The sequence below is a fragment of the Veillonella sp. genome, from assembly GCF_018364065.1.
Classification (GTDB): domain Bacteria; phylum Bacillota; class Negativicutes; order Veillonellales; family Veillonellaceae; genus Veillonella_A.
The window spans coordinates 85126-107355 of sequence record NZ_JAGZMO010000002.1; the positions used below are offsets into that span (position 1 = coordinate 85126).

Below are 22230 nucleotides of genomic sequence, written 5' to 3' on the forward strand. Positions count from 1 at the left end.
AATCTCATATCGGATAAGGGAGTACATACACCGGTTGATGCTACTACTATTATTTATTACTGTAGCGGATCCGGGCCGTATCGGTTAGGTCCGTTCACACCTTTTCTAGCCATAAAATAAACCTGCCCCATCATTACAGCTAACGCTATATAATGCCGATATTCCACAAAGAAAGCGACTTTTCCTTTAGGATGTGGATCAGGCCAAAATTCCATTACCATGAAAATTATGTCAAAAACTGCTATTATTTCTGAAAGCGTCGTCCTGTCATTCTTTTCACCATCTACAGACTCTGTTTTATTCGCTAAATCTTGTTCTCGCCGAATGTTAATGCAGTAATTGGAGTAGATAAACACACAGGCAAATAAAAACAGTACAATAGAACCCATAGTAGTCAATTCGCCATAACTGTCAGATAAAATTAACCACATCACTGACACTAAGATATATCGGCTTATATATATGGCAATAAGGCGAATATTAAATGGTTGTCGATTTAATCGCCCATCTTTCCTAAAAAAGTAATCGAAGAAACTTTGATCTTTAAGACGGTTGTCTTTCTGAAAAGTTTTAGACTCATTCAGTTTATTCGTAATCGTTTCATTGAGTTTACTGACCTTCTCAACAACATTATCGACTAATATTTCCCCGGCGCTTTCATTTAAACTCTTGCCACATGCAGAGCAAAACTTAGCTCCTTTATTTAGTTTGTTTCCGCAATTGGGACAGAAGTTTGCCATTCTTTAGCTCCCTATAAAAAGTAAAACATATAACAAGACAAGCGACTTATATAAATAGCCCTCAACTTATTTTCCATGTTTTTCCCAAGCTTCCCTTATTACATCTTCCGGTACATCAAATTTTTTTGAAGCCAAACTAATAGCAGATGTTAAATTAACTCCTTTTACTAACATAATCTCTATAATGAATTTAATTATTTTAATTATGTCTTTTAAAGTAAAATCCATTTTAATTGCTCCCGATACACTCTATATGATGATCACAATCAAATCCCTTAATATTTTCATTAAAAGCCAAAAGCCTTCGCAATTTTACTACAACCGGCGCTAACAGTATTAACAAGTGCCTTGCCAACAGTTTTGGCTCCTTCTGCAAGCGTTGTAACAACTTTTCCTGCAACATCTCTAATTGTCTTAGCAGTTTTATACACAGCCTGTCCAACTTTAGACCCCGCCATATAACCAATAGATCCGCCTACAAAAGAACCTACCGCTACACCTACAGGGCCCAATACCATACCCAAAGCACCGCCAATCGCAGCGCCTTCCCCCATTCCAATCAACGCGGCCGATGTCGTAACAACAGTTTCTTCAATTTTCTCGATTCCTTCTTTAACTGAAATTTTGCCTGTCGCAATTTTATACATCTGTTTTGCAACATCAACACCAACAACTGCTATATTAGCTATAGTTGCTACAGGAGTTCCTTTAGGTATTACTGTAATAATTCCCTTTTCTACACCTACTTTTAAAGCTCCTCCCATTGCAGCTTTAATCCCCGTATCCACTCCAGTATTAAGGGCATTCTCTATTATTTCTTGACCATTTATCTCTTCATCGTACAAAATGTTATTCCATACTCTCTGAGCCACATCAAAACCAGTACTAATACCAGCGGATAAGAGTGCTCCTTCAGCCGCTTTTCTGCCAATCCCCATAGCTAAATCTTTTGTTTTATATTCGTTCCAATTCAGCTCATTCCATGTCCCATTTTGTGCCTCATCACGCATTTGCTCGGCTCTTCTTTTGGTTAGTGGATTACTCTTAGTTCCATCAGGAGCTTCAAGGTAAGTAGTAGATTTTTTTGAAAATCCATCCTTTTGTTCCAAAGGAATTAGTTTTTGCTGTCCTCGATAATCTCCCTTTTCAAAAGCATCTAAAGTTGCCTGTGCATCTTTACAATATTTTGATTGATAGCGGCTTACAATTGTCCCATTACTATCTTTAATCACTATGTCTACAGAGTTTTTCGTGTATCCACTTCCGTTTGGTTGTAACACTTCTGCTCTATATTTACTACCAATCGATTTTGCATTCATATTAAAAGTTTGTGCATGATACTGCTCTGCAATAAAGCCATCTAAACTAGGATTTCGATTTATAGCACCTGATTGAGTAGTAATTGTTCGATATAATGACTCATTCGCTTCAGAGATAGCTACCTCTGCACCTTTCAAATACTCTACAGTCCTTTGTGTACTCATTTCTGATGTAGATTTCTTTACTTCCGAAGCAAACCAACTCTCTTTACTTCTCCCACTAGCAATTGCCGTATCTAATGATTGTTTATATTTTGTGTTAAACTCAATACTATCAATAATTTCATTAGTAATATCATTTATTTCTTCATTATTTTTCTCTGGCAAGTTATTCTTCAATTCTGCACTTAACCATGTTTGGATAGGTTTATCCTTATTTGCCACATATGCAGAAATAAAAGATTTCATAACAGGTTTTAACGCTAAACATTCATTTTCGTGTAAGATAGGAGCAAAATCCATATCTATCAATAATTGACTCTCTAGTATTTTACTCATTATTAATCTCCTTTACTCTCACTTTTACTTGCATTTTTTATATTCATTTTCTTAATTGTATTTTCAATGCTTTTTAATCTATCTTTCATAGTATCTGTGATTGACTTAGTCTCTTGTATTGTTTCAAGTAAATTATCTGTTGTTATCGAGTCTTTTCCATCTACAAAAGCTTTTTCTATCGTTTCCTTAATAACAGCTTCTAAATCAGCTCCATTAAAGCCTTTTGTTTCTTTAACAAGTCGTAGAGTATCAATATTCTTATTCCATTTTTTGCGTTTTCTCAAATGAATCTCCAGAATTTTTGTTCGCTCATCTGCATTAGGTAAATTAACAAAAAATAACTCATCAAATCTACCTTTTCTTAAAAATTCCGGAGGCATTCTCGAAAGATCATTGGCAGTAGCAATTATGAAAACCGTATTTTCTTTTTCTTGCATCCATGTGAGGAATTGTCCAAATAAACGTGTCGTAACATCACTGCCACCACTTTCACTCCCTACACCAGCAAAAGCTTTTTCAATTTCATCAATCCAAAGCACACAAGGGCTAATTGCTTCCGCAAGCTTTAATGCTTTACGCATATTTTCTTCTGATTCACCAACATATTTCCCAAGCAATCTGCCAACATCTAATCGTACCAATGGAATTTCAAACAAACTTGCAGTTGCCTTAGCTGTTAAACTTTTTCCACATCCGGGCATCCCAACAATCATAATTCCTTTGGGAATGTCCACACCAAACTTAATTGCTTTATCTAAATTGCTAAATACTTTAGATTTTCTAGCCAACCATTTTTTTAAGTTTTCAAGCCCACCAATATCATCAACTGTCTCATTAAAATTTATCATTTCAAGCATATTTGATTTTTTTAAAAACTGCTCTTTTTCTTTTAATATTAGTGCCTTGTCTTCTTGATCGATACTGCCACCGTCATTATAAGCCAACCTTAAAATTCGATTTATTTGAAACTCAGTTAATCCTTTAAATGATAGCGCAAGATCATTAATGACACCTTCTTCAACATCTATTGGCAGTTCATCTACAAACTTCTTAATGATTTCTAAAGTCTCAGAAGGCGTTGGTATTGGAATATCAACAATAGTTATAAAGTGCTCTAATTCTTTTGGAATTACTATTTTATCAGAAAGGATAAATATTGTAGCATTATAATTATCAAGATTTAGTTGGTTTTCTGCAATACGTTTTAAAAATGCAATGATCTTGGGGCTTTTTATTTCCTCATGAATATCCTTAAGTATAATAAAAGTTTCTTTCTCAAAGCCATCATCCAGCGTCAACTCCAAAAATTTTTCTAAATCACACTCAACCATAGGACTTCTTGTTTTAAAATTTACCATTCCCAAAGCATTATTAAACTCAACACAGCTAATACCATTTGACATGTCTCGTATTATTTTATCGATAACAGTAAAGTCAAAATGATTAATATAAATAATTGGATTTGATGTATCAACATAAGATTGTAAAATATCAATAGTATTTTTCTTCATGTTTATACCTCCATATATATTAAGCTACAATCCTGTGAATCGCTTTTGAACTCTATTCCATTTACTATTAAGAATTGATCTTTTATATCAGAATCATTCAGAATATAATTATCATTATCAGCAGGTCGAACAACCCCTGTATCACCTAAACTGATTACCATGTACTGATTCCCTTTAGGTTCAACTGTTTTCCAATGACCTTCAGTTGTTCCCACAACCTTTTTTAAATTATGAGCTAACTTATTTTCAAATTCATCACTATGTATAATATTCTTGATTTCTTTGTACATTGCAGCTTTATCAGGGTTACTGTCTATGTCCCATATTACAATATATCTTGGTATTTGAAGGCCATAATCAACAGTCACTGCCCAACCAAGAACATTCGTAGCAACATCTAGTATTGATTGAGACTTTTCCATATTTTCTTGCACTTTTAACAGTGCATTCTGCCATTCTTTATACTGCGGATTCTCTCTTTCTCCGATTTTTACTGGCAAAAAATAAGGCCTCAACGTCTCATTCATCAACATTGCCATTATCGAATGAATAGATTTACTCGCAAATAGCCAAAATAAGTCTTTATAAGCCAATTCTAAAATCCATTTATACTCAGTCACCAGTTCATTAATATGAGCTTTTATTATTGGCATCTCATTAGGATGCTCCAGTATCCCATTAACTAAATCCTCATACTTCTTTTTATAATCATCTATTATACCCTTGACATTATAATTTCTTTTTTCAGTTTCTTTTAATTTCCTCTTTTTCTCAGTTTGAAAATTCAAAACATACATATTCTTTTCGATCTCTTCATCATCGGAGCTTACGTTAAAAATTCTAACTAGATCTTTGATAATATCAATTGGATCTGTTGATTTTATTTGATTTACTTCACTCAATTCATCAGAATATCCACGAACTTCTAGCCATCGTTGTAACGTTTTATTTCCATAGTAAGCCAATATATCTTCTATTACAAAGTTATTTCTTAAGTCTTCAATTGTACGTATATCTTTATCATCACATTTAAGATTAAATTTAATTGCCCTAACCATATCCTCTACCTTTAATTTGCTATCTGATCTAATTTCTGTTATACATGGAATCATATCTAAATTTCCATATATAACAAGCTTCCTATATCTAACTTACTTTTATAATCAATTCCATCAATTATTAAAAATTTATTTTTTACATCTTCATTTGATAAAATAACATCTTCTTTATCTTTTGGACGTATATCTGCCGCTCCCTCAAGCTTGATAATCATACATTTACTACTTCTCGGTTCAATGTTATTCCAACGCCCCTTGGTCGTTCCCACATGCCTTTTTATATCATTTCCTAGTCGAGTTATAAAATCCTCACTTTTAATGATATTTTCTATTTCATAAAACATTTCTGCTTTATCACGGTTATTTTCAATATCTAATAATGGTTCAAATTCATCCCCACGATCTAATTCTGCATTTATTCTTTTAAGTCTCTGACAAATTATAAATGCCTCATCATCGCTAATACCTCTACCTAATTCTCTTGCTTTTTCTTTTTTTTCATTTAATAAAGCTCCAAGTTTTGTGTTCGGCTTTTCCCCTACTTTTATAGGCAAAAAGTAATCTCTTGAGTCACTATTCATCAGTAATGCCATTATTGCATGTTGAGATTTTTTCGTGAATAGCCAAAATAATTCCTTGTAATTTAATTCAAAGATCCATTTATAATCGTTCATTAATTGATTTATGCACGTTTTAATTAACGGCATGTCCGTAGGATGATCAACTATTGCTTTAATTATCTTCTCATAATTTATTTTATAGTCTTCAATAATTTGTTTTACATTATAATTTCTTTTCTCGGTTTCTAATAGCTGTTTCTTTTTATCGGCTTGAAACCCTAAAAGATAAACACTTTTTTCAAATTCTTCATCATTAGTTTCAATATTAAATATTTTTAATAATTCTCTAATAATTTCTACTGAGTCCTCCGATTTAATATTCCTAAGTAACTTCAATTCATCTTCGTAGCCATGAACAGTTAACCATCTATCTAATATTCCTTTTTCATAATAAGTTAATATATCTTCTATTACAAAGTTATGTTGTAAATTTTCAATAGTTCGGATTTGCTGATTATTACATTTAAGGTTAAATTTAATTGTTTTTGTCATTTTTATCCCCTTTTAATATATATCTAAACTTAATTTCAAAACATTACAACGTGAACAAAGTCACTCTATCTAATCCATATTGAAAACACCTTATTTCCCTACCTCCATCCGAGTCAGTATCTGCTAATAATAACTATAGTTAGAATTCAGTCCCACATTTTGAGCATTTATAAGTTTTACCTGATTTTGCAAGCATACTTCCAATCATTGCTCCTGCTACTAAACCAACCGCAGTACCAACACCTAGAAATATAGACCCTAACACTCCTCCAATTCCCCCAGCAGTTGATCCAGCAACACTACTTGCCATGGCACCTCCAGCGACAGCAGATGAAACCGCTCCTACTTTTGAGGTCGATTTAATCGACTTTATATCAAAGTTTACTCACTTTGGAAATCTAACTTCATTTCCCATTATTGTTCCTCCTTACTTCTACCAAAACTTATAAACTACCTGCAGTCTCCTTTTAAAGTCCATACTCTAGTCCATCACGTCCCACTCATCTAACTTATTCTTCCTATCCTCAAATTTATATTTAATCTTTTCTTCCCTTGATAATTGGCTACATCCAGCGTCTCATCCTCAATGTTTCTCTTTCTCTAATCAGCTTAGCCAATTCATCCTTTTCTGAAAGACTTAAAGTATCTTTTCGTCCTAACTCTCTAATTCTAGATTCTATCTCAAATAGCTTAAATATATTATTAAGGTTATAGTCTTTTCTTATTAGAGAACTAATTATTGAATTAATCATTCTACAATCCCCCCCTTATACACATTATTATCTTCATGAATCAAGCAATGCCTATTTTATACTACTTCTACAGCATATTTCATTTTTCCTTCAGATATTAAAATTCAAGATTGTAAAAATACAGTCAAAACTACGCAATTAAAATTTCTTTACAGTTTTCTTCCCCTAAATCATTTATTAACAGTATTTTTATTATTTTACCTACTATTTCCCCATGCCATCACGTACTATGCACCTCTACACTAATACTGTATCAAACGAGAACGACATAAGTCTGTCCGCGAAATGATTTCTTCATCTTTTTCTTATATTTAGTATGCCATAAAGCTACTTTTCATAATGCGCATGAATAGACTACTTTCGTTGAATTATAGTCCTGCCTTTAGCATTAAATTCATATTCATAGATGTAAACTGCCCCATATCATCTCGTCCCCACATATTTCTCCTACGTCTCCATATATAAATAGAGCAGGCCAAAACATTTTCTGTCTTAAACCTGCTCATCTGCTGCATGAGTAATATTAAAGTATGGCCAGCACGAGTCCTCCTATGCGGAAGCACAGTATGAAGAGCATAAGGAATCCTGTGTAAAGGACAAACATGGACTTCATAGTATAATTCAATTCGTCTGAACCGGTTTTAGTTTCATTAACTAGGGTATTGCTATTAGAGCTCATTTGACCATCATAGCTAACTTCCATATACTGTCTAAAATCAACGAACTCCAACAAAATAAAGTAACTGACAATGCTTAGCTCCACAGTAAACAGTATTGCTTTTATTGGAACATAAGGCTCGATACCATAGCGTCCGTCATATAAGTCAAACAGGAGCATGCCACCATAGTATAAAGCCATTAATCCGAGGAACATCCAACGTAATTTTACAAATGTAGTTCGGTGCTTATTTACAGTACCACTCAATAAGGCTAGAAAAACGAACCACGCAATGGCCCCTAATACAATCGGAGTATAGTATGTAAATATGGTTCCTATCAAAGGCGCTACCAAATAAGTACCAATTACACTTAATAATCCATATACAGCCAGTTCTGTGCTTATAGATTCTTTCCAATTAGACACCAGGAACCAAGTGGTCGCCAAGAGCCAGCCCCCAATGGTAAAACCAACAATCTCCTCAATGGGCTGCACACTCCCCCAATTAAGCCAGATTATTCTCGATGCCGTTATCGAAATCGTGCCGAAAATCATCATAAACAGCAGCAGTATGCCCACAGCGCTATTAACGATCGTTCGTTTACTTGGCATCGTCTCAAGTTCATCAATAAAAACAAAACACCGGATTAAATCCATATTAATCTCCTCCTTACATTAAACCTGTACTTCGGTGAGCATCACCATTTCTACTATTACCTTACCAAAACAAGTAGACAAGGGGTTGTCCCAGTAAATAGTTTTAACATACTAATTGCACCAATGTACAAACTATTTACAAACATATTCAAACTTGCTAAAATATAAAAAGACATTTGCGGCCGTAGTTCATCGGTAGAACGACGGCTTCCCAAGCCGTAGAGGTGGGTTCGATTCCCATCGGCCGCTCCAGCGAAACATACAGATACAGCGCAGGTTTTAAAACCATAGCGCTGTATTTTTTATTTAATGCCACTTCATTCAAACACCAATAGATGCTAAAATATAATCAAGATGCAATTTAATTTTAAGAATATGACTCTTTCCCGTAAAAAGGAGGGCATTAATTGAATTATAAACGTCTAAAGAATAAATACGCTTATTATATTTCTAAGCTTAAAAGTAGAAGTCCTAAGAATTTCAGTCGGTTTCTTGATTGGCTAGTGAAATACATTCACTACAAAACATCCGAGCATACATTTAAACCGACGTTTCTTCCAAAATACGATGAAGGGCAAATTATATTTATCGACTTTGGTTGTGGTATTAGTCATGAATTCAGCTACCCACATTACGCGATAGTCTTAAATGGTCAGGATCGGAAAAAAAATTCATTACTTACTGTTCTGCCGTTAACGTCTAAGAAGGAGTTTCACGATAGGTTACGGCCTTTTGAGTATGAATTGGCCATTCCAATTTCAGATTTATTAATGATTAAGACCATTAATAGCTTTGATTTAAACCGGCCGGAGTATGCAGAGTTGCGCAAGGACGCTATCAATCTTACGCAGCAAGAGTTATGTAACGAAGAGTTTACTCAAAAATATAACGATTTAATACAGCAAGGCGTTCAGGCAATTGCTGAAAATAATCCTGCCATTATGAACTTACGCGAAAAGATGAACCGAGGCAGTATTGTGGAGTGTAACCAAATTCGAACGATTAGTAAGGCCAGAATTCTGGCGCCGAAAAAAGCATCCCACCCTTTGTATAACATTAAAATCGCAACAGAAGATTTAAACCGCATTCGCGTAAAGCTCATGCAGCTGTTCATACTGACCAACATTGACAATTATCAGGAGAAAAGTATAAAATAAAAGTACAAATTGGGCTTGAATCCCAAAAACTTTTTTATCATTGCTTTTATAGCAAAACAAAAGCGCTCTCTAATTTTGAGAGCGCTTTTTCTTTTTATACTCATGAAAAACCACAAACACGATTTGTCCTATATTCCGTAATTTCTGTTTTCCTATAATTTATTATTTATATCTAACTGTGGATGGGGATTCTCCGAAAAGTTTCCCTTTTTAAAGAATATTAATATTCCAATTAAAATAAATGCAAAACCACCGCCGATTACGTAAAACCCCGGACCATAATAATCCGGCTTCAGCATAACGTATAGCATCATACCTGCAAACGTTAAGGCTGTTCCAATTAAGATTAATCGATTGACCTGGAATAAAGGTTTTTCAGGCAACAAGTGTTGGATAAAGACTACCAAAACCACCAATGCGGGGTACAGGAAAAATCCTATATCTTGATGAACAAATCCATATGAGATCCCTGCAATTTCAAGTGCTTGTTTATATGCCAGCGAGTTTAATTCGATAAAATAGCCCATCCCCGGCATCATTGCCACCAGGAACAGCCAGATATAAAAGACAGTTCTAATTGTTTTTTCAACATCTTGAGATGTTTTAACGCCAGCATTCTTGCCAAGGTAGATAGCACCAATAATAATTAGACCACCTATCATTACACCAATACCGGTGACTGCATCGACAAGTACCAACCCACTCGGTCCCGGGCCGGCTACAGCACTCTTAGGATCCAGAAAGTAAACCGGGGACTGCATTGTCGGACCGCCAAATCCTTCTATTTCATACATAAACGTCATGATGATTGTCCCACAAAGAACAAAGTATTCACCTAATTTTTTAATTTTAGCGGACACACCGGTCAGTTGTCTTCCATACTTCCAACTTACCATAGCAATAACCATGGCGAGGACGGCTACCACCATTTGATGTGAATGAGATGTTACTAAATCAGAGAATAACGTTTCATAAGGTTCATTCAAGAAATTAGCCCAACGGTGCAGAATGTCAAACGGCAAATCGCCAAACTCTAAAGCATAACCTACTAAATCACCTATTAACACGGCAATTAATGCAGAACAAGCGGATAGCAAGCCGACCCAATACGTTAGAGAGTTTCGCAGCTCTTGATTCTTCGTTTTAATGAATCCAAGTATTAAGCAAATCAGCACGTAATCCAAGCTAAAGAAACCCAAAACTTGTACACGAAGCCACCAATAATGTTCAATCCCTGTATTGAAAATACCACCTAACATAACAAAGAAAACTGCTAACACCATCCCACCCAGTGCACTTCGTCTTACCCATCCTGCCATAGAATAAACTTCCGCCGATATAAGTACCGTAAAGCTGGCTAAACCAACTAAAAGCCCGTGCAGATAAAAGATATTACGGTAATCTACTTCATGATCTATCTGAGGTCTAAATGGAATTGAAACAAACACACTCCCTAATGCATAAACCACTGATACTGCTAAAAACCACTTTACTACTGTTGTCCATGGAATTCCGGCTAAGTGATTTACTTCACCAGTAAATAGCCACTTTTTAAACCCATTCATAACGGCTCCCTCCGCTCCAAAATTCAAAATTGATGTTTCAATCGGTTGATATTTCTAACAGTTGATATATCAACCTTTATTTTAAACACAGCATAACATCTTGAGGTTGATATGTCAACTGTGATATACTATAGGCATGAAAAATACTAAACTAACCGAAAAAGAATTTAATATATGGACGGAATGGAAGCGTACTTGTGATGACGTATTTGCCCTTGTCATTAATGAAACCTTGCCTTTAACCGGATTATCAGCCGGTGATTTTGGCGTATTAGATCGACTCATTAAGGAAAAGAGTCATAAGATGAGACAAATCGAATTATCCGATTCCATGGGCTGGAGTAAAAGCAGACTATCCCATCATTTAACACGTATGGAGAAACGCAATCTCATTACACGAGAGCCTATTTTAGGGGGCATAATGATAGTTCTAACCGAAGAAGGTAAGACGCAAATTACAAACGCCCAACCAATTATGGCGGATGCCATAAAAAAATATTTTCTTGATTATTTAACCGAAGATGATTATAAGGCCATTGAACGATTGGCTGATATATTGCCGAAATTTGATTTTAGAAAATAAATAAACAGCCTTGCCAATGTACGGCAAGGCTGTTTTTGTGTTTTCATGCATTGATATTAATTTCATCATATGGTTGTAATTATCAGACTACTTATACATTATATGGCCTATCTAATGTATCCAACTTCTCCAAATACTGCACCGGCACATTCTTCGTCAGCCACACTCCATTCACGGATTTATAAAATACAAAACCATCTTGATGCATGGCACCGGTTCTGACTTTATAGATTACCACATTACCATGACGCTTCCCTACGCGCTCCGCTGTTTCCAAATCGCCCGACAAATGCACATACAAGCGATTCATCGGTTTTAGCCCTTCCCGATCAATATGTACCACTGATTTTTCTCCGGTCCCATGATAAAGAATTTCCGGAGGCACCGTTTCAATTAGTTCTACATCAACGTTAATCGAGTGCCCTTGGTTTGCGCGGATTTTCGTATGATCCTCATTAAATGAATAGCGCTGCTTATTATCTGTACGCACAATTTTCTCAAGAATATCCATAGTAATCAGATGCTTGTGCTTCATTTTTTCCAACAACTCTACTACATCGGCCCAACCATGTTCATCTAAATTCAATCCGATAACATGTGGCTTATGACGCAGCACCATGCTGATAAATTTACTAATTCGAGTCAACTCCGACGGATTTATATTCGTATTTAATTGTATATCCTTTGTATGTATTGGAGCATTCGTTGCATTTCTGATTGCTTTGTCGTTCATCGTTTCCTCTTCACCTACTACTACAATATTGCCCACGACTATCTTGAAAACATGGTGTCATTTATTCGAAATTTGATTATTTTTATACATTATGTGTTAAAATATAAGTAATATCGTCTCTTATAGGAAGATTATAGCAAATTCCAATTTACATGGAAACGAGGTATTAACTATGAAGCGAATTCTTATCCTTACCTTAGCCTTTATATCCTTATTTTCAATGGCATCGGCCATATCGCTAGACGAATTGTGCAGCAATACGTACCGTTATAAACATGTACACACAGGCCCATTATCCGATGAATACATTGATAACACCTCAATCAATGTGGTAAGCAACACGCCGCCTTATTATGTAATCAATGCGGACGCCTATGCCGTCTACTACGATACAAATACGATTTCTCAGTATAGTAATGCATACCATTTAGATTATAGCCGCAGTTTAAATCGTCTAATTCCATTATATGGCGATGATAGTGCCAGTGGCGTAGCCGAATGGAAACAGGATTCCGGAATTAAATGGGAACCTCGTGGCATCGCCGTGTTTGGCTTCGACGGATCCACAATTATTCCGTATACATCTGCCGCCTCGTTAGCTCCTATGCCGACAAGCCTGGAACCGGCAGCTCCTATGTCACCCGCATATATGGCCGGCATGTACGTCTTTTATGAGGCTTTTGATATATACTTCAATCCTCCGATGCGGCAACAGATGTTTTAATAATGTAACAGTATTAATAATGCAGACAGTTTAAATACGTAAACACATCACTCATACAACTAAGTAAGCGTTGCCATCATATTATCTCTAATTTCAGCTATTATATATTTAACGAAAGAGGTCCTGCTATGAAAAAATTACTACTCGCATCCGCCCTACTGCTTCTGTTCTCCGTATCCTCTTCACAAGCCCATGTGTTCGGCGGTTCTAATCTGACGTTCAACGAGTACCCTGAGATGTCTGATTTTGACAAACCAAGCTCATACAGTGTTCCATCCGAGTATGAATTAGACCGCTATCATGAAGCACTGTTGGAATATTTAGACAATGCCAACAATGACATCATGCGTATTCAAGAAGCGCAGGACAAAGCTATCGAAGAGTATAACGAAGCGGTTCGCCGCTACAACAGAGAGTATTAAATAACCATCAACAAAATTTGGTTCCTCAGAAGTTTAATCATTGTCTCCAACGCTTAAGATACGAACAATCAAGGCAAACAAAAAGCACAGCTCTTCGTAAGAAGACCTGTGCTTTACTTTTACTGTTTAACCCAATCTCGCTTTTTATATTTTATTTGAAAGTAGCGTGCTTTGTTTATAATGTTTTTCAGCACAACGGCAACCATGATCAATGTAGCACCTAGAATCCCCTGTAGATCCATGGTTTCACCGAGGAAGAAGTAGGCCAGAATCGCTGCGAATACAGGTTCTGTGGAAAAAATTAAGCCGATTTTCGCCGGTTCCAAATAGCGTTGCACCACACTCTGCATTACGAAACAGAACGCGCTGCATACGAGTGCCAACGCGATAACCGCCCACCACTGTGCGCTGGTTTGTGGTAACCGCGGTGTTTCAAAGATAAATGAGCTGATTGTACTCAATACGGCAACTACAGCAAATTGGAGGAGGCTTGATACAAACGTGTCCTTTTCCTTGGCAAACTTCCCTACAATGATAATGTTTACGGCATATAAAAATGCGCCCCACAAGCAGTATAATGCCCCGATATCAAGAGATAAGCCATCTTTTACAGTAAAAAGTACGAGCCCCACAAAGGCCAATCCCACACTGAGTATAGTCAACTTCTGTGGTAATTTGCGAAGCCATATACTTTCCAAAATCGGCACAAGCACCACTGTTGTCGTTCCCAGAAACGCCGCAGTAGATGCAGTAGTATGCTTTAAGCCTGTAATCGTACCGAATATGGCCGCATATATGGAAAAGCCCATAATAAAAGCTTTGAAAAGGGTACGCTTTGTACAGATTTTAAATGATTTATAGAAGATAGCCACTACACATACAAAGGCAATAGCAAATCGTAACGCCATTAAGTTAAACGGATCTACGCCTTCCAAAGCGATCTTCATTAGTAAATACGACGAACTCCACGAAAATGTAACAAACAGCATCATCCATTCTGCCTGCTTAATCGACATGATAAACTCCTCTATTCCTTACCAATTTTTACCACAATATATTCAAAATAAATTAATTTCAAACTGCAATAAATTCTTGCCTAAAATAAAAAAGCCGTATAACTTTATTATTTCACAGCCTGAGCTATAAAGCTATACCAACATGTAAGTTATTTATCCTCCAATATCTATATTCGTTCTTTTCAAGAGGACTTTTCAGTTATTTTAGTACATCTAGTGTATACCATCTTACAAATAAAAACAAGTCCCTAAAATTAAAAACCGACCTCATCAAAAGAGATCGGTTTTTAATATATAGGACAGAACATCACACAATCTGTAAAATGCAAGCGCATCCAAACAGTTTGTAATGTGTGATAACATCTATAAACTGTCAACTAATATTGATTAAACGTTAACAGTATGTTTCACAGATGTATCTGCTTCATAATGAATTGGTTTAGCCAAAATCGATACCAATACAGCACCTACGACAGATAAGCCGCCGGCTACTAAGAATGCACTGGTGAAATGGCCGGTACCGTTTACGATAAAGCCGGTAATACTTGGTGCAAACACACCGGCAATATTGGAAATGAAATGTACGAAGCCACCTACACGCCCTACGCTGGAGCTTTGAATGGAGTCTTGAATAATAGCCCAGAAGCAAGGAGTAATAAAGTTAACAAAGAATACTCCGATAGACATTAATGTTACAGCTGCCACAGCGGAGGATACATAACCGCACAAGCTGATAGATACTGCAATTACCACAAGACCTACAGCGATAACCCATTTACGGGCTGAGATCGCAGATTTGAATTTTTTAACCAGGCTATCCGATACAGTACCGCCAACGATAAAGCCTAGTGCAGCGAGTGCCCAAGGGATTACACTGACAATACTCATTTCACGAATACTTAAATTATGTTCAATAACTAAGTAACTTGGGAACCAGTTCATAAAGAAGTATGTAATATAGTTTGCTGCGAAGAAGGAAATGGCTACTGCTAATACTAATGGCTGTTTCATATAGTATTTGAAAGGAATTTTTACTTCATCGCTCGCTTTAACAGCTTGTTGACCACCTTCAATGAGTGCCACTTCTTCAGGAGATACTTTTTTATGTTGACGTGGTGTATCTTCTACATAATGCCACCATAAGAAAGCCCAAACAAGACCTAAGATGGTCAATGCAATGAAGGAACTTTTCCAACCATAGTGATAAGCGGTGAAACCAATGATAGGACCGGAGATAGCAGCACCTAAAGACATACCGGAGTCGGAAATCCCTTTTGCCTTAGCACGTTCTGAAGATGGAAACCAGTTACTTACCATTTTGTTTGTAACGGAACCTACAGGCCCTTCACCGGCACCAAAGCCGATACGGAAAATAATTAATGAAACATAGCCTAATGCAATGGCAGGAGCACCGGCGAATAGAGACCAGATAATCATGGCATACCCCAATGTTTTCTTAGGCCCCCAAATATCTGAGAAGTAACCACCGATAAAACAGAAAAGAGGATATGTGATAAAGAAGCTACTAAATACAATCCCCATCTGGCCCGCATCAAGACCAAACTCTTTCATAACAAATGGTGCTGCGATAGGTAATGCTGTACGATCGATATAGTTAATAAATGCCCCTAAAAACATTATCGCCAACACACGCCATCTATAATTACTTATATATTGACTCATAATAATCCCTCCAAATAACTATCAAGCTTGCTCATTTTCCCCTTAAAATCCATTTTCACGATATACAACTGAGCCATTTAGCAGAGTTGCTTTGCATGTAAAATAGGAATTTCCTGTACGAACTTCCCCTCGAACATCCAAATATTCAATCGGTTCGTTAACCTCTTTGACAATGGCAATATCAGCATACATACCTTCATCAAGACCGCCCCGCAATGGCTCATGAATAGCTTGTGCCGGTGTATATGTAACCGCCTTAACGACTGCCGGTAATGACATGCCCATGTTAACAAATTTGCTAACTAAGAATAACAAATTGCTAGTGTAGCCCGGTGTATTAAAGTTAGCCTGTGTTGTATCAGTGCTGATAATATCCGGGTACAATCCATCCTTCATGGCTTGCTCTGCAACTGCAAAGGCGAATCCTGTGCGACCATTCGCCACATCGAAAATTACACCGCGTTTTTTAGCTTCCCATACAGCCTTTGCCACTTTGCTGTCTTCAGTAAGAATGGTATTCCCTTTTCCATGATAACAATGGCAGAATATATCACCCTTACGCATTCTCTGTAATAGTTGATCCACCGTTGATGGCATATCAGTCATATGGATACACAACGACAGGTTAGGATTTACTTGATCGATTAATTCATATACTTTATCTAACCATGCCAACCCTTCGGCTCCATCAGGGAATAATCCCCGTGAGAATCTAATTTTAAAGCCTATAATATTATCTTTATAAGTTTCTACAACTTCCTTTATATGCTCTATGTCATATAGCTTAGGATCAAAGTTTTCGTCTAATGTTACTGCCAGCTGACCACCGGAAAAAATGTTCAAATACGTCTTTACTGTTACGGCGGACGATAAAACATTCAAAAGATAAAAGTTCTTATAGTTTGCACATCCTGAAGTTCCCGCATCAGCCATGGAAGTTACTCCATAGGGAATTAACCAGTCAGGTTTTACACCAATATGACTGCCTCCGTAGAATACATGGGTATGATGATCCACTAATCCGGGAAATACGTAACACCCGCTTGCATCAATTTCATGCACTTTTTCGTCAATATCAAAGGGTTTAACTAGATATTTCCCATTGATATAAATGTTTCTTTGCTCAATGGTTTCCGTCTTCGGATCTACCACTTTCGCATTTTTAATTACTATGCGTGTTGCATCCATCTTCAATCATCCTTTCCATCTGTGTCGTCTCTACTACGCACAGGGATGCTTTCCAATCTGACTCTGCAAACACATCATACGAATTGCTCAAAGTGAGCGTCCTTATAAACACGCTTTACTGTATTTAGTAAACAATAAGATCTAACGTTCTGTCTTAAGCTCCCTATTTATATTCATGTGAATTTTCCCTTAAATTCTTACATGAATCTCCCTATCCATTGCGCCTCTAAATGTGTTTTAATCATCAGATACATTACTTTATGTTATAATTATACACTTCAAAATTATTCAGAAATATGTTCTACATACTAAATAGAAAAGCAATTATCAATAATTTTTATGTTGTGTTTTTTAAAGTTATATCTACTTAAACAAAAATACCCCTCAACTGTATGATTAGTTGAGAGGTATTACTCGTTTATAACTTTTAATTATAAATTAATTTTACCATTCAGCCACAGTGCCATCATAGTTTTCCCATTGTGGGTTTGTCCAGTTGATGGATGCTTTGCCATGTTCTTCAATGAAGTCTTCGTTCAGCTTGATGCCGAGGCCCGGGCCTTCAGGGATAGCAACGTAACCGTCTTTGTAGTAGAAGATTTCTTTGTTGTCTACGAAGTCGAGGAGGTCGAAGCCTTTATTGTAGTGGATGCCCAAGGATTGTTCCTGAATGAACACGTTTGGTGTGCACACATCAACTTGTAATGTGGCTGCCAATGCGATTGGGCCATATGGTGCATGTGGTGCCACCGCGATATCATAGGCTTCCGCCATAGCTGCGATTTTACGAGTTTCCAAAATGCCGCCTACCATAGCAACGTCCGGTTGGATGATGTCGATTACATTGTCGCGGAAAATGTTTTTATAAGCCCAACGAGTGTAGAGACGTTCGCCGGTTGCCAATGGCGTGGATGTGTGACGAGCGATTTCTTTGAAGGATTCTTCGTTTTCAGGAAGTACTACTTCTTCGAGGAACATTGGACGATATGGTTCCAACGCATGCGCCAAAATTTTAGCCATTGCTTTGTGAACACGGCCATGGAAATCCACGCCAATGTTTAATTTGTCACCAAATTCTTCACGCAAGGACGCTACACGTTCTACAACGGCATTCACTTTTTCCAAGCTGTCGATGTAGTGAAGTTCTTCGGTTGCGTTCATTTTAATGGAATCGAAGCCTTTGTCTACACGGTCCTGCGCCTGTGCCACTACGTCAGCCGGACGGTCGCCGCCGATCCAGGAGTACACTTTAATGCGATCGCGCGCTTTGCCGCCTAGCAACTGCCATACAGGTACGCCCAAAGCCTTCCCTTTAATATCCCAAAGAGCCATTTCAAAGCCCGATACGATGGTGCCGCTTACAGGGCCGCCACGGAAGAAGGAGCGATGAAGTTTCTGCCACAAGCGTTCAATATCAAATGGATCTTGTCCCAATAAAATGCGGTTGCCCCATTCGTAAGCGCCGGCAATAACAGTTTCTGTTTTAGTACCGGAGATCATTTCGCCCCAGCCGGAAATACCTTCGTCAGTAGATACTTTTACAAATATCCATCTTGGCTTTACCTGAAATAACTCAATTTTTGAAATTTTCATTATGTCCGCCTCCATTAACGTATATAACTTGCGGAATCAATGTTCCGTTGAAATCTTACAGAATGTAACAGCCACCCTGCGGCAGCTGTTACATTGCGATGTATATGTTACTATACATCTCTGTGCACTTATTTCTATATTTAGTAAAGGATCTCGTATGAATCTTACATTTCAGCTTGATCACTGGTAGCGATAGCGCGTTTGTAAGCTCGTTGTGCGAAGTAGTAGATAACGCCCAATGCGATAAGCAAGATTGGTACAGTAATCATTAAGTTGTTAATAAATACCTGGTATACCAAGAAGCTGATGGTCATACTTACGGATGCGAAGGAAGAAATCATCTGTCCTTTGAAGTCCAAGCCGGTCTGTGTAGCCACGGCAGTAAGTACAGGAGATGTTAATGTGCCGGCGTAAAGGATAGCGGCCATAACAACTAACCCCATCAAGATACTGCGGAATACGTTACCGCGAGCGATTGCTACTACGAGGGCAATACGGAAGGTAATAACGGCCAAATCGGCGAACGGCATTACGCGGTTGCCAGGTAAAATGGCTGCCATTAAGATTGTTAACGGAATCAATACTAAGGCTGTAGTAATAACGCGGCTGTCACCAACAACTACGGCCGCATCAAGACCGATTAAGAACTTGCGGTTTTTGAAGCGTTTGGAAGTAAATTCGGTCGCTGCTTCGGAAATTGGCATCAAGCCTTCTACGAATAGAGATGTCATTTTAGGAATCAACACCATAACGGCTGCCATGTGAACACCTAAGTTGAATGCAGCGCCTACGCTGTATTTAGCAAGACCGCCGATGATACAACCAAGGATGAAACCAAGCATTGTGGATTCACCGAAGATACCTAAGTATTTCTGGGCTTTGTTCAAGTCCATGCTGATTTTATTGACGCCCGGAATGCGGTCAAGCACCCAGTTCATCGGATAGGCAATAATTACGGAAGACAGGAAGGACATGGTTGGTAAGGATACGTTAGGAATACCGAAGAAGCGTTCTACCAATGGAGATGTCCAGTCAGATAATTTGAATGTAATGAACGCCATAACTGCAGCGGATGCAACAGCTACGAAAATATTGTCAGTTACGAAGTAAACCAATACACCTACGATAGCCATGTGATGATAATTCCAAATATCTACGTCAAGTGTATCAGTGGCACGCAGGGACAAGAGCAATACGTTCATAAGGAAAATCGTTAGAATAAGTAAAGGAATGATTGGTGACGCCCAGGTTACGGAAGCGATAGCGCCCCAACCTACGTCGATAATGTCTAACTGTAAACCGAAGTTTTCTACCATCGCTTTCGAGGCAGGTCCGATATTGGCTGCCAACATATCGATGACAAGTTTGATCCCTACGAAGCCGATACCTACGGTCAAACCGGAGCGGAACGCACGGGTGATTTTCATGCCTAAGCACAAGCCTACAACTGTAATAATTACAGGCAACATTACGAAAGCGCCCGCTTTCAACAGTGCCTGGAATGCATCATATAAAAATTGCATAACATGACCTCCCTATAACACACAGTTCGGGATGAGGTCGATGCATTAGCACCGACCATCGATCCGAAAACCGTTCTATACTATACAACACGTTACCTGCCAGCTGCTGTTTTGACGATTATATGGTTTATCATTACGCCATTTACACCAGCGGTTATTTTAATGCAAAGTACTTTATTATTTATTAAGTGCTGCTACGATTTCATCAACTACAGCTGCTTTGTTAATGCCTGTTAAGAAGGCCATGCCGGAGATGATTGGAGTTGTTAAGTTAGTTGTGTTGTCATAACGACCGGTTGTTACAACTACGTCATAGTCGCCGCCTTTTGCAGGCACTTCCAACAATTTACATTGTTCTACTTTAACTTCAATACCTTTATCTTTTAAAGCTTCTTTAACTTTCATAGCTACCATAGTAGAAGTTGCAATACCGTTACCACAAGCGATCAATACACGTTTCATAATAAATTCCTCCTTGAATAATGAATCTAACACGTTGACTTTCGCCCTCTCGTTTCCTCGGGCTACATTGCTTTTATATAAACTCTATAAGTAAAGCCATTATAAACGTTCATCCAACACAGCCAGCACTTCATCAAGTGTACGGGCTCCGGTAAGAGCGGCCAAGTTGCCGTCTCCCTGGATGAATTCAAACACTTTCTGCAACATTTCCACATGGGCATGAGCTTCAGTAAGGGCAAACATGAACAATACGGACACATCTACCAATTCATCAGGCGCATCCATGCGGTGAAATTTCACAGGATTCTTCAACACGGCGATGCCCAGTGTTTTCTGATTTACCAATTCCACTTCCGTATGAGGTACGGCTACGTTAATGGCACCGCACAACAGGCCGGTCGGATATTCCGCTTCCCGTTCCACAATACGCGTTAAGTACTGTTCTTTTACGCGGCCCTGTTTGTACAATTGGTCCGCCAGATAGCGAATTGCTTCCACATCGCTGTGAACATCTACGTCAAGAAACACACAATTTTTATCGTAAATTACTTCTTTGGCAGCCTGCACTGCCACTTGTTCACTGTCGTTCATACTTGTCATAACCCCTTCACTCATTTGTTGCACCTCCGTTATTGCAAGGCCTCAGCAACTGCCTGGTCAAATGCGGCCGCTTCCGCCTTCATAGTCTCTACGTCCTTCGCAGCCAGTGCGGCTTTAGAGAACACACCGCCTACACCAAGATATCCGGCGCCTCGTTCCAACAACTCTTTCGCATTGCTGAGACGAACACCGCCCACCGCCATAAGCGGGAAATCACCGAGTGGCGCTTTTACATCTTTAAAATAAGTTGCGCACACATTGCTGATTGGGAATACTTTGATTACATCGGATCCGTTCTGCAAGGCTTGCCAGATTTCAGTTGGCGAGTAAGCACCGCTTACGGTAAGCACATCCATCGATTTTGCATAATCGATGATTTCTTTCCCCAACACAACCGGTGCCAACAAAAATTGTGCACCTGCCTCAATGGCTTCCTTCGCTTCGTCCAAGGTAGTTACCGTGCCGGCACCTACATTTAAACGATTGCCGTATTCGGCTGCAATCTTGGCTATACAATCGATAGCACCCGGCGTATTCATGGTAATTTCCACGTTGCGAATGTATTTTGTTTCTAAAATCACTTCGCACACTTCTTTTACCACATCATAGCCGTGTCCTCGCAGTATAACTGTTACAGGACTTAACTGTTCAAGCTTCATTTGTATGTACCTCCTAC

General features: G+C 38.0%; 23 protein-coding genes and 1 tRNA gene. 5 read left to right on the forward strand and 19 right to left on the reverse strand.

The genetic code is table 11. The features are described 5' to 3' along the window. Positions 1 to 56: 56 nt before the first annotated feature. From KHZ77_RS02285 to KHZ77_RS02325, 9 genes are all read right to left on the reverse strand, one after another. Positions 57 to 740 (reverse strand): DUF805 domain-containing protein, encoded by a 684-nt coding sequence (locus tag KHZ77_RS02285; RefSeq protein WP_295195282.1) that lies wholly within the window; start codon positions 738 to 740, stop codon positions 57 to 59. A gap of 66 nt (positions 741 to 806) precedes the next feature. Beyond that, positions 807 to 968: a hypothetical protein gene (locus KHZ77_RS02290; RefSeq protein WP_295195285.1), complete on the reverse strand. Its 162-nt coding sequence runs from the start codon at positions 966 to 968 to the stop codon at positions 807 to 809. Positions 969 to 1027: 59 nt separating this feature from the next. Next, positions 1028 to 2557: a hypothetical protein gene (locus KHZ77_RS02295; RefSeq protein ID WP_295195287.1), complete on the reverse strand. Its 1530-nt coding sequence runs from the start codon at positions 2555 to 2557 to the stop codon at positions 1028 to 1030. A 2-nt stretch (positions 2558 to 2559) separates the two neighbouring features. Then, positions 2560 to 4068 carry an AAA family ATPase gene (locus KHZ77_RS02300; RefSeq protein WP_295195289.1) on the reverse strand — a complete coding sequence of 503 codons (1509 nt, stop codon included), beginning with the start codon at positions 4066 to 4068 and terminating at the stop codon, positions 2560 to 2562. A gap of 2 nt (positions 4069 to 4070) precedes the next feature. Further along, positions 4071 to 5180, reverse strand: coding sequence for a hypothetical protein (locus KHZ77_RS02305; protein WP_295195293.1), 1110 nt, complete (start codon positions 5178 to 5180; stop codon positions 4071 to 4073). Between the two features lie 2 nt (positions 5181 to 5182). Then, positions 5183 to 6238, reverse strand: a complete 1056-nt coding sequence (locus tag KHZ77_RS02310) for a hypothetical protein (protein ID WP_295195295.1) — start codon at positions 6236 to 6238, stop codon at positions 5183 to 5185. A 139-nt stretch (positions 6239 to 6377) separates the two neighbouring features. Beyond that, a complete protein-coding gene (locus tag KHZ77_RS02315; RefSeq protein WP_295195297.1) occupies positions 6378 to 6548 on the reverse strand; it encodes a hypothetical protein in 171 nt (56 codons plus the stop codon). A 253-nt stretch (positions 6549 to 6801) separates the two neighbouring features. Further along, positions 6802 to 6990 carry a hypothetical protein gene (locus tag KHZ77_RS02320; protein ID WP_295195299.1) on the reverse strand — a complete coding sequence of 63 codons (189 nt, stop codon included), beginning with the start codon at positions 6988 to 6990 and terminating at the stop codon, positions 6802 to 6804. Positions 6991 to 7513: 523 nt separating this feature from the next. After that, positions 7514 to 8143: a hypothetical protein gene (locus KHZ77_RS02325; protein WP_295195301.1), complete on the reverse strand. Its 630-nt coding sequence runs from the start codon at positions 8141 to 8143 to the stop codon at positions 7514 to 7516. 340 nt (positions 8144 to 8483) lie between these two features. Between KHZ77_RS02325 and KHZ77_RS02330 the strand changes: the two genes are divergently transcribed. Beyond that, positions 8484 to 8557, forward strand: a tRNA-Gly gene (locus KHZ77_RS02330). A 155-nt stretch (positions 8558 to 8712) separates the two neighbouring features. Further along, positions 8713 to 9462, forward strand: coding sequence for a type II toxin-antitoxin system PemK/MazF family toxin (locus KHZ77_RS02335; protein ID WP_295195303.1), 750 nt, complete (start codon positions 8713 to 8715; stop codon positions 9460 to 9462). A gap of 152 nt (positions 9463 to 9614) precedes the next feature. On the opposite strand, the gene KHZ77_RS02340 is transcribed toward KHZ77_RS02335, so the two are convergent. Continuing rightward, positions 9615 to 11027: a hypothetical protein gene (locus KHZ77_RS02340; RefSeq protein WP_295195305.1), complete on the reverse strand. Its 1413-nt coding sequence runs from the start codon at positions 11025 to 11027 to the stop codon at positions 9615 to 9617. Between the two features lie 136 nt (positions 11028 to 11163). Between KHZ77_RS02340 and KHZ77_RS02345 the strand changes: the two genes are divergently transcribed. Continuing rightward, complete coding sequence (locus KHZ77_RS02345; RefSeq protein WP_295195308.1) at positions 11164 to 11610, forward strand: MarR family transcriptional regulator; 447 nt, start codon at positions 11164 to 11166, stop codon at positions 11608 to 11610. 91 nt (positions 11611 to 11701) lie between these two features. Here KHZ77_RS02345 and KHZ77_RS02350 read toward each other — a convergent pair whose 3' ends face one another. Further along, on the reverse strand, positions 11702 to 12379 hold the full coding sequence (locus KHZ77_RS02350; RefSeq protein ID WP_295195310.1) for an RNA 2'-phosphotransferase: 678 nt from the start codon (positions 12377 to 12379) through the stop codon (positions 11702 to 11704). A gap of 136 nt (positions 12380 to 12515) precedes the next feature. On the opposite strand from KHZ77_RS02350, the gene KHZ77_RS02355 reads away from it, so the two are divergent. Together KHZ77_RS02355 and KHZ77_RS02360 are read left to right on the forward strand one after the other, a co-directional pair. Continuing rightward, positions 12516 to 13067, forward strand: a complete 552-nt coding sequence (locus KHZ77_RS02355) for a hypothetical protein (protein ID WP_295195312.1) — start codon at positions 12516 to 12518, stop codon at positions 13065 to 13067. A 128-nt stretch (positions 13068 to 13195) separates the two neighbouring features. Beyond that, positions 13196 to 13489 (forward strand): hypothetical protein, encoded by a 294-nt coding sequence (locus KHZ77_RS02360; protein WP_295195314.1) that lies wholly within the window; start codon positions 13196 to 13198, stop codon positions 13487 to 13489. Positions 13490 to 13608: 119 nt separating this feature from the next. Here KHZ77_RS02360 and KHZ77_RS02365 read toward each other — a convergent pair whose 3' ends face one another. The 8 genes from KHZ77_RS02365 to KHZ77_RS02400 all read right to left on the reverse strand — a co-directional run bounded on the left by KHZ77_RS02365 (position 13609) and on the right by KHZ77_RS02400 (position 22213). Next, a complete protein-coding gene (locus KHZ77_RS02365) occupies positions 13609 to 14505 on the reverse strand; it encodes a DMT family transporter (protein WP_295195317.1) in 897 nt (298 codons plus the stop codon). A gap of 387 nt (positions 14506 to 14892) precedes the next feature. After that, a complete protein-coding gene (locus tag KHZ77_RS02370) occupies positions 14893 to 16188 on the reverse strand; it encodes an MFS transporter (protein ID WP_295195322.1) in 1296 nt (431 codons plus the stop codon). A 42-nt stretch (positions 16189 to 16230) separates the two neighbouring features. Continuing rightward, on the reverse strand, positions 16231 to 17376 hold the full coding sequence (locus KHZ77_RS02375) for an amidohydrolase family protein (protein ID WP_295195324.1): 1146 nt from the start codon (positions 17374 to 17376) through the stop codon (positions 16231 to 16233). A gap of 444 nt (positions 17377 to 17820) precedes the next feature. Then, complete coding sequence (gene dgoD, locus KHZ77_RS02380; RefSeq protein ID WP_295195327.1) at positions 17821 to 18969, reverse strand: galactonate dehydratase; 1149 nt, start codon at positions 18967 to 18969, stop codon at positions 17821 to 17823. Positions 18970 to 19133: 164 nt separating this feature from the next. Continuing rightward, a complete protein-coding gene (locus tag KHZ77_RS02385) occupies positions 19134 to 20492 on the reverse strand; it encodes a PTS transporter subunit IIC (protein WP_295195329.1) in 1359 nt (452 codons plus the stop codon). A gap of 177 nt (positions 20493 to 20669) precedes the next feature. Continuing rightward, positions 20670 to 20954 carry a PTS sugar transporter subunit IIB gene (locus KHZ77_RS02390; protein WP_295195331.1) on the reverse strand — a complete coding sequence of 95 codons (285 nt, stop codon included), beginning with the start codon at positions 20952 to 20954 and terminating at the stop codon, positions 20670 to 20672. 99 nt (positions 20955 to 21053) lie between these two features. Beyond that, positions 21054 to 21569 (reverse strand): PTS sugar transporter subunit IIA, encoded by a 516-nt coding sequence (locus tag KHZ77_RS02395; protein ID WP_295195335.1) that lies wholly within the window; start codon positions 21567 to 21569, stop codon positions 21054 to 21056. A 14-nt stretch (positions 21570 to 21583) separates the two neighbouring features. Further along, positions 21584 to 22213, reverse strand: a complete 630-nt coding sequence (locus KHZ77_RS02400; RefSeq protein WP_295195337.1) for a bifunctional 4-hydroxy-2-oxoglutarate aldolase/2-dehydro-3-deoxy-phosphogluconate aldolase — start codon at positions 22211 to 22213, stop codon at positions 21584 to 21586. Positions 22214 to 22230 lie beyond the last annotated feature (17 nt).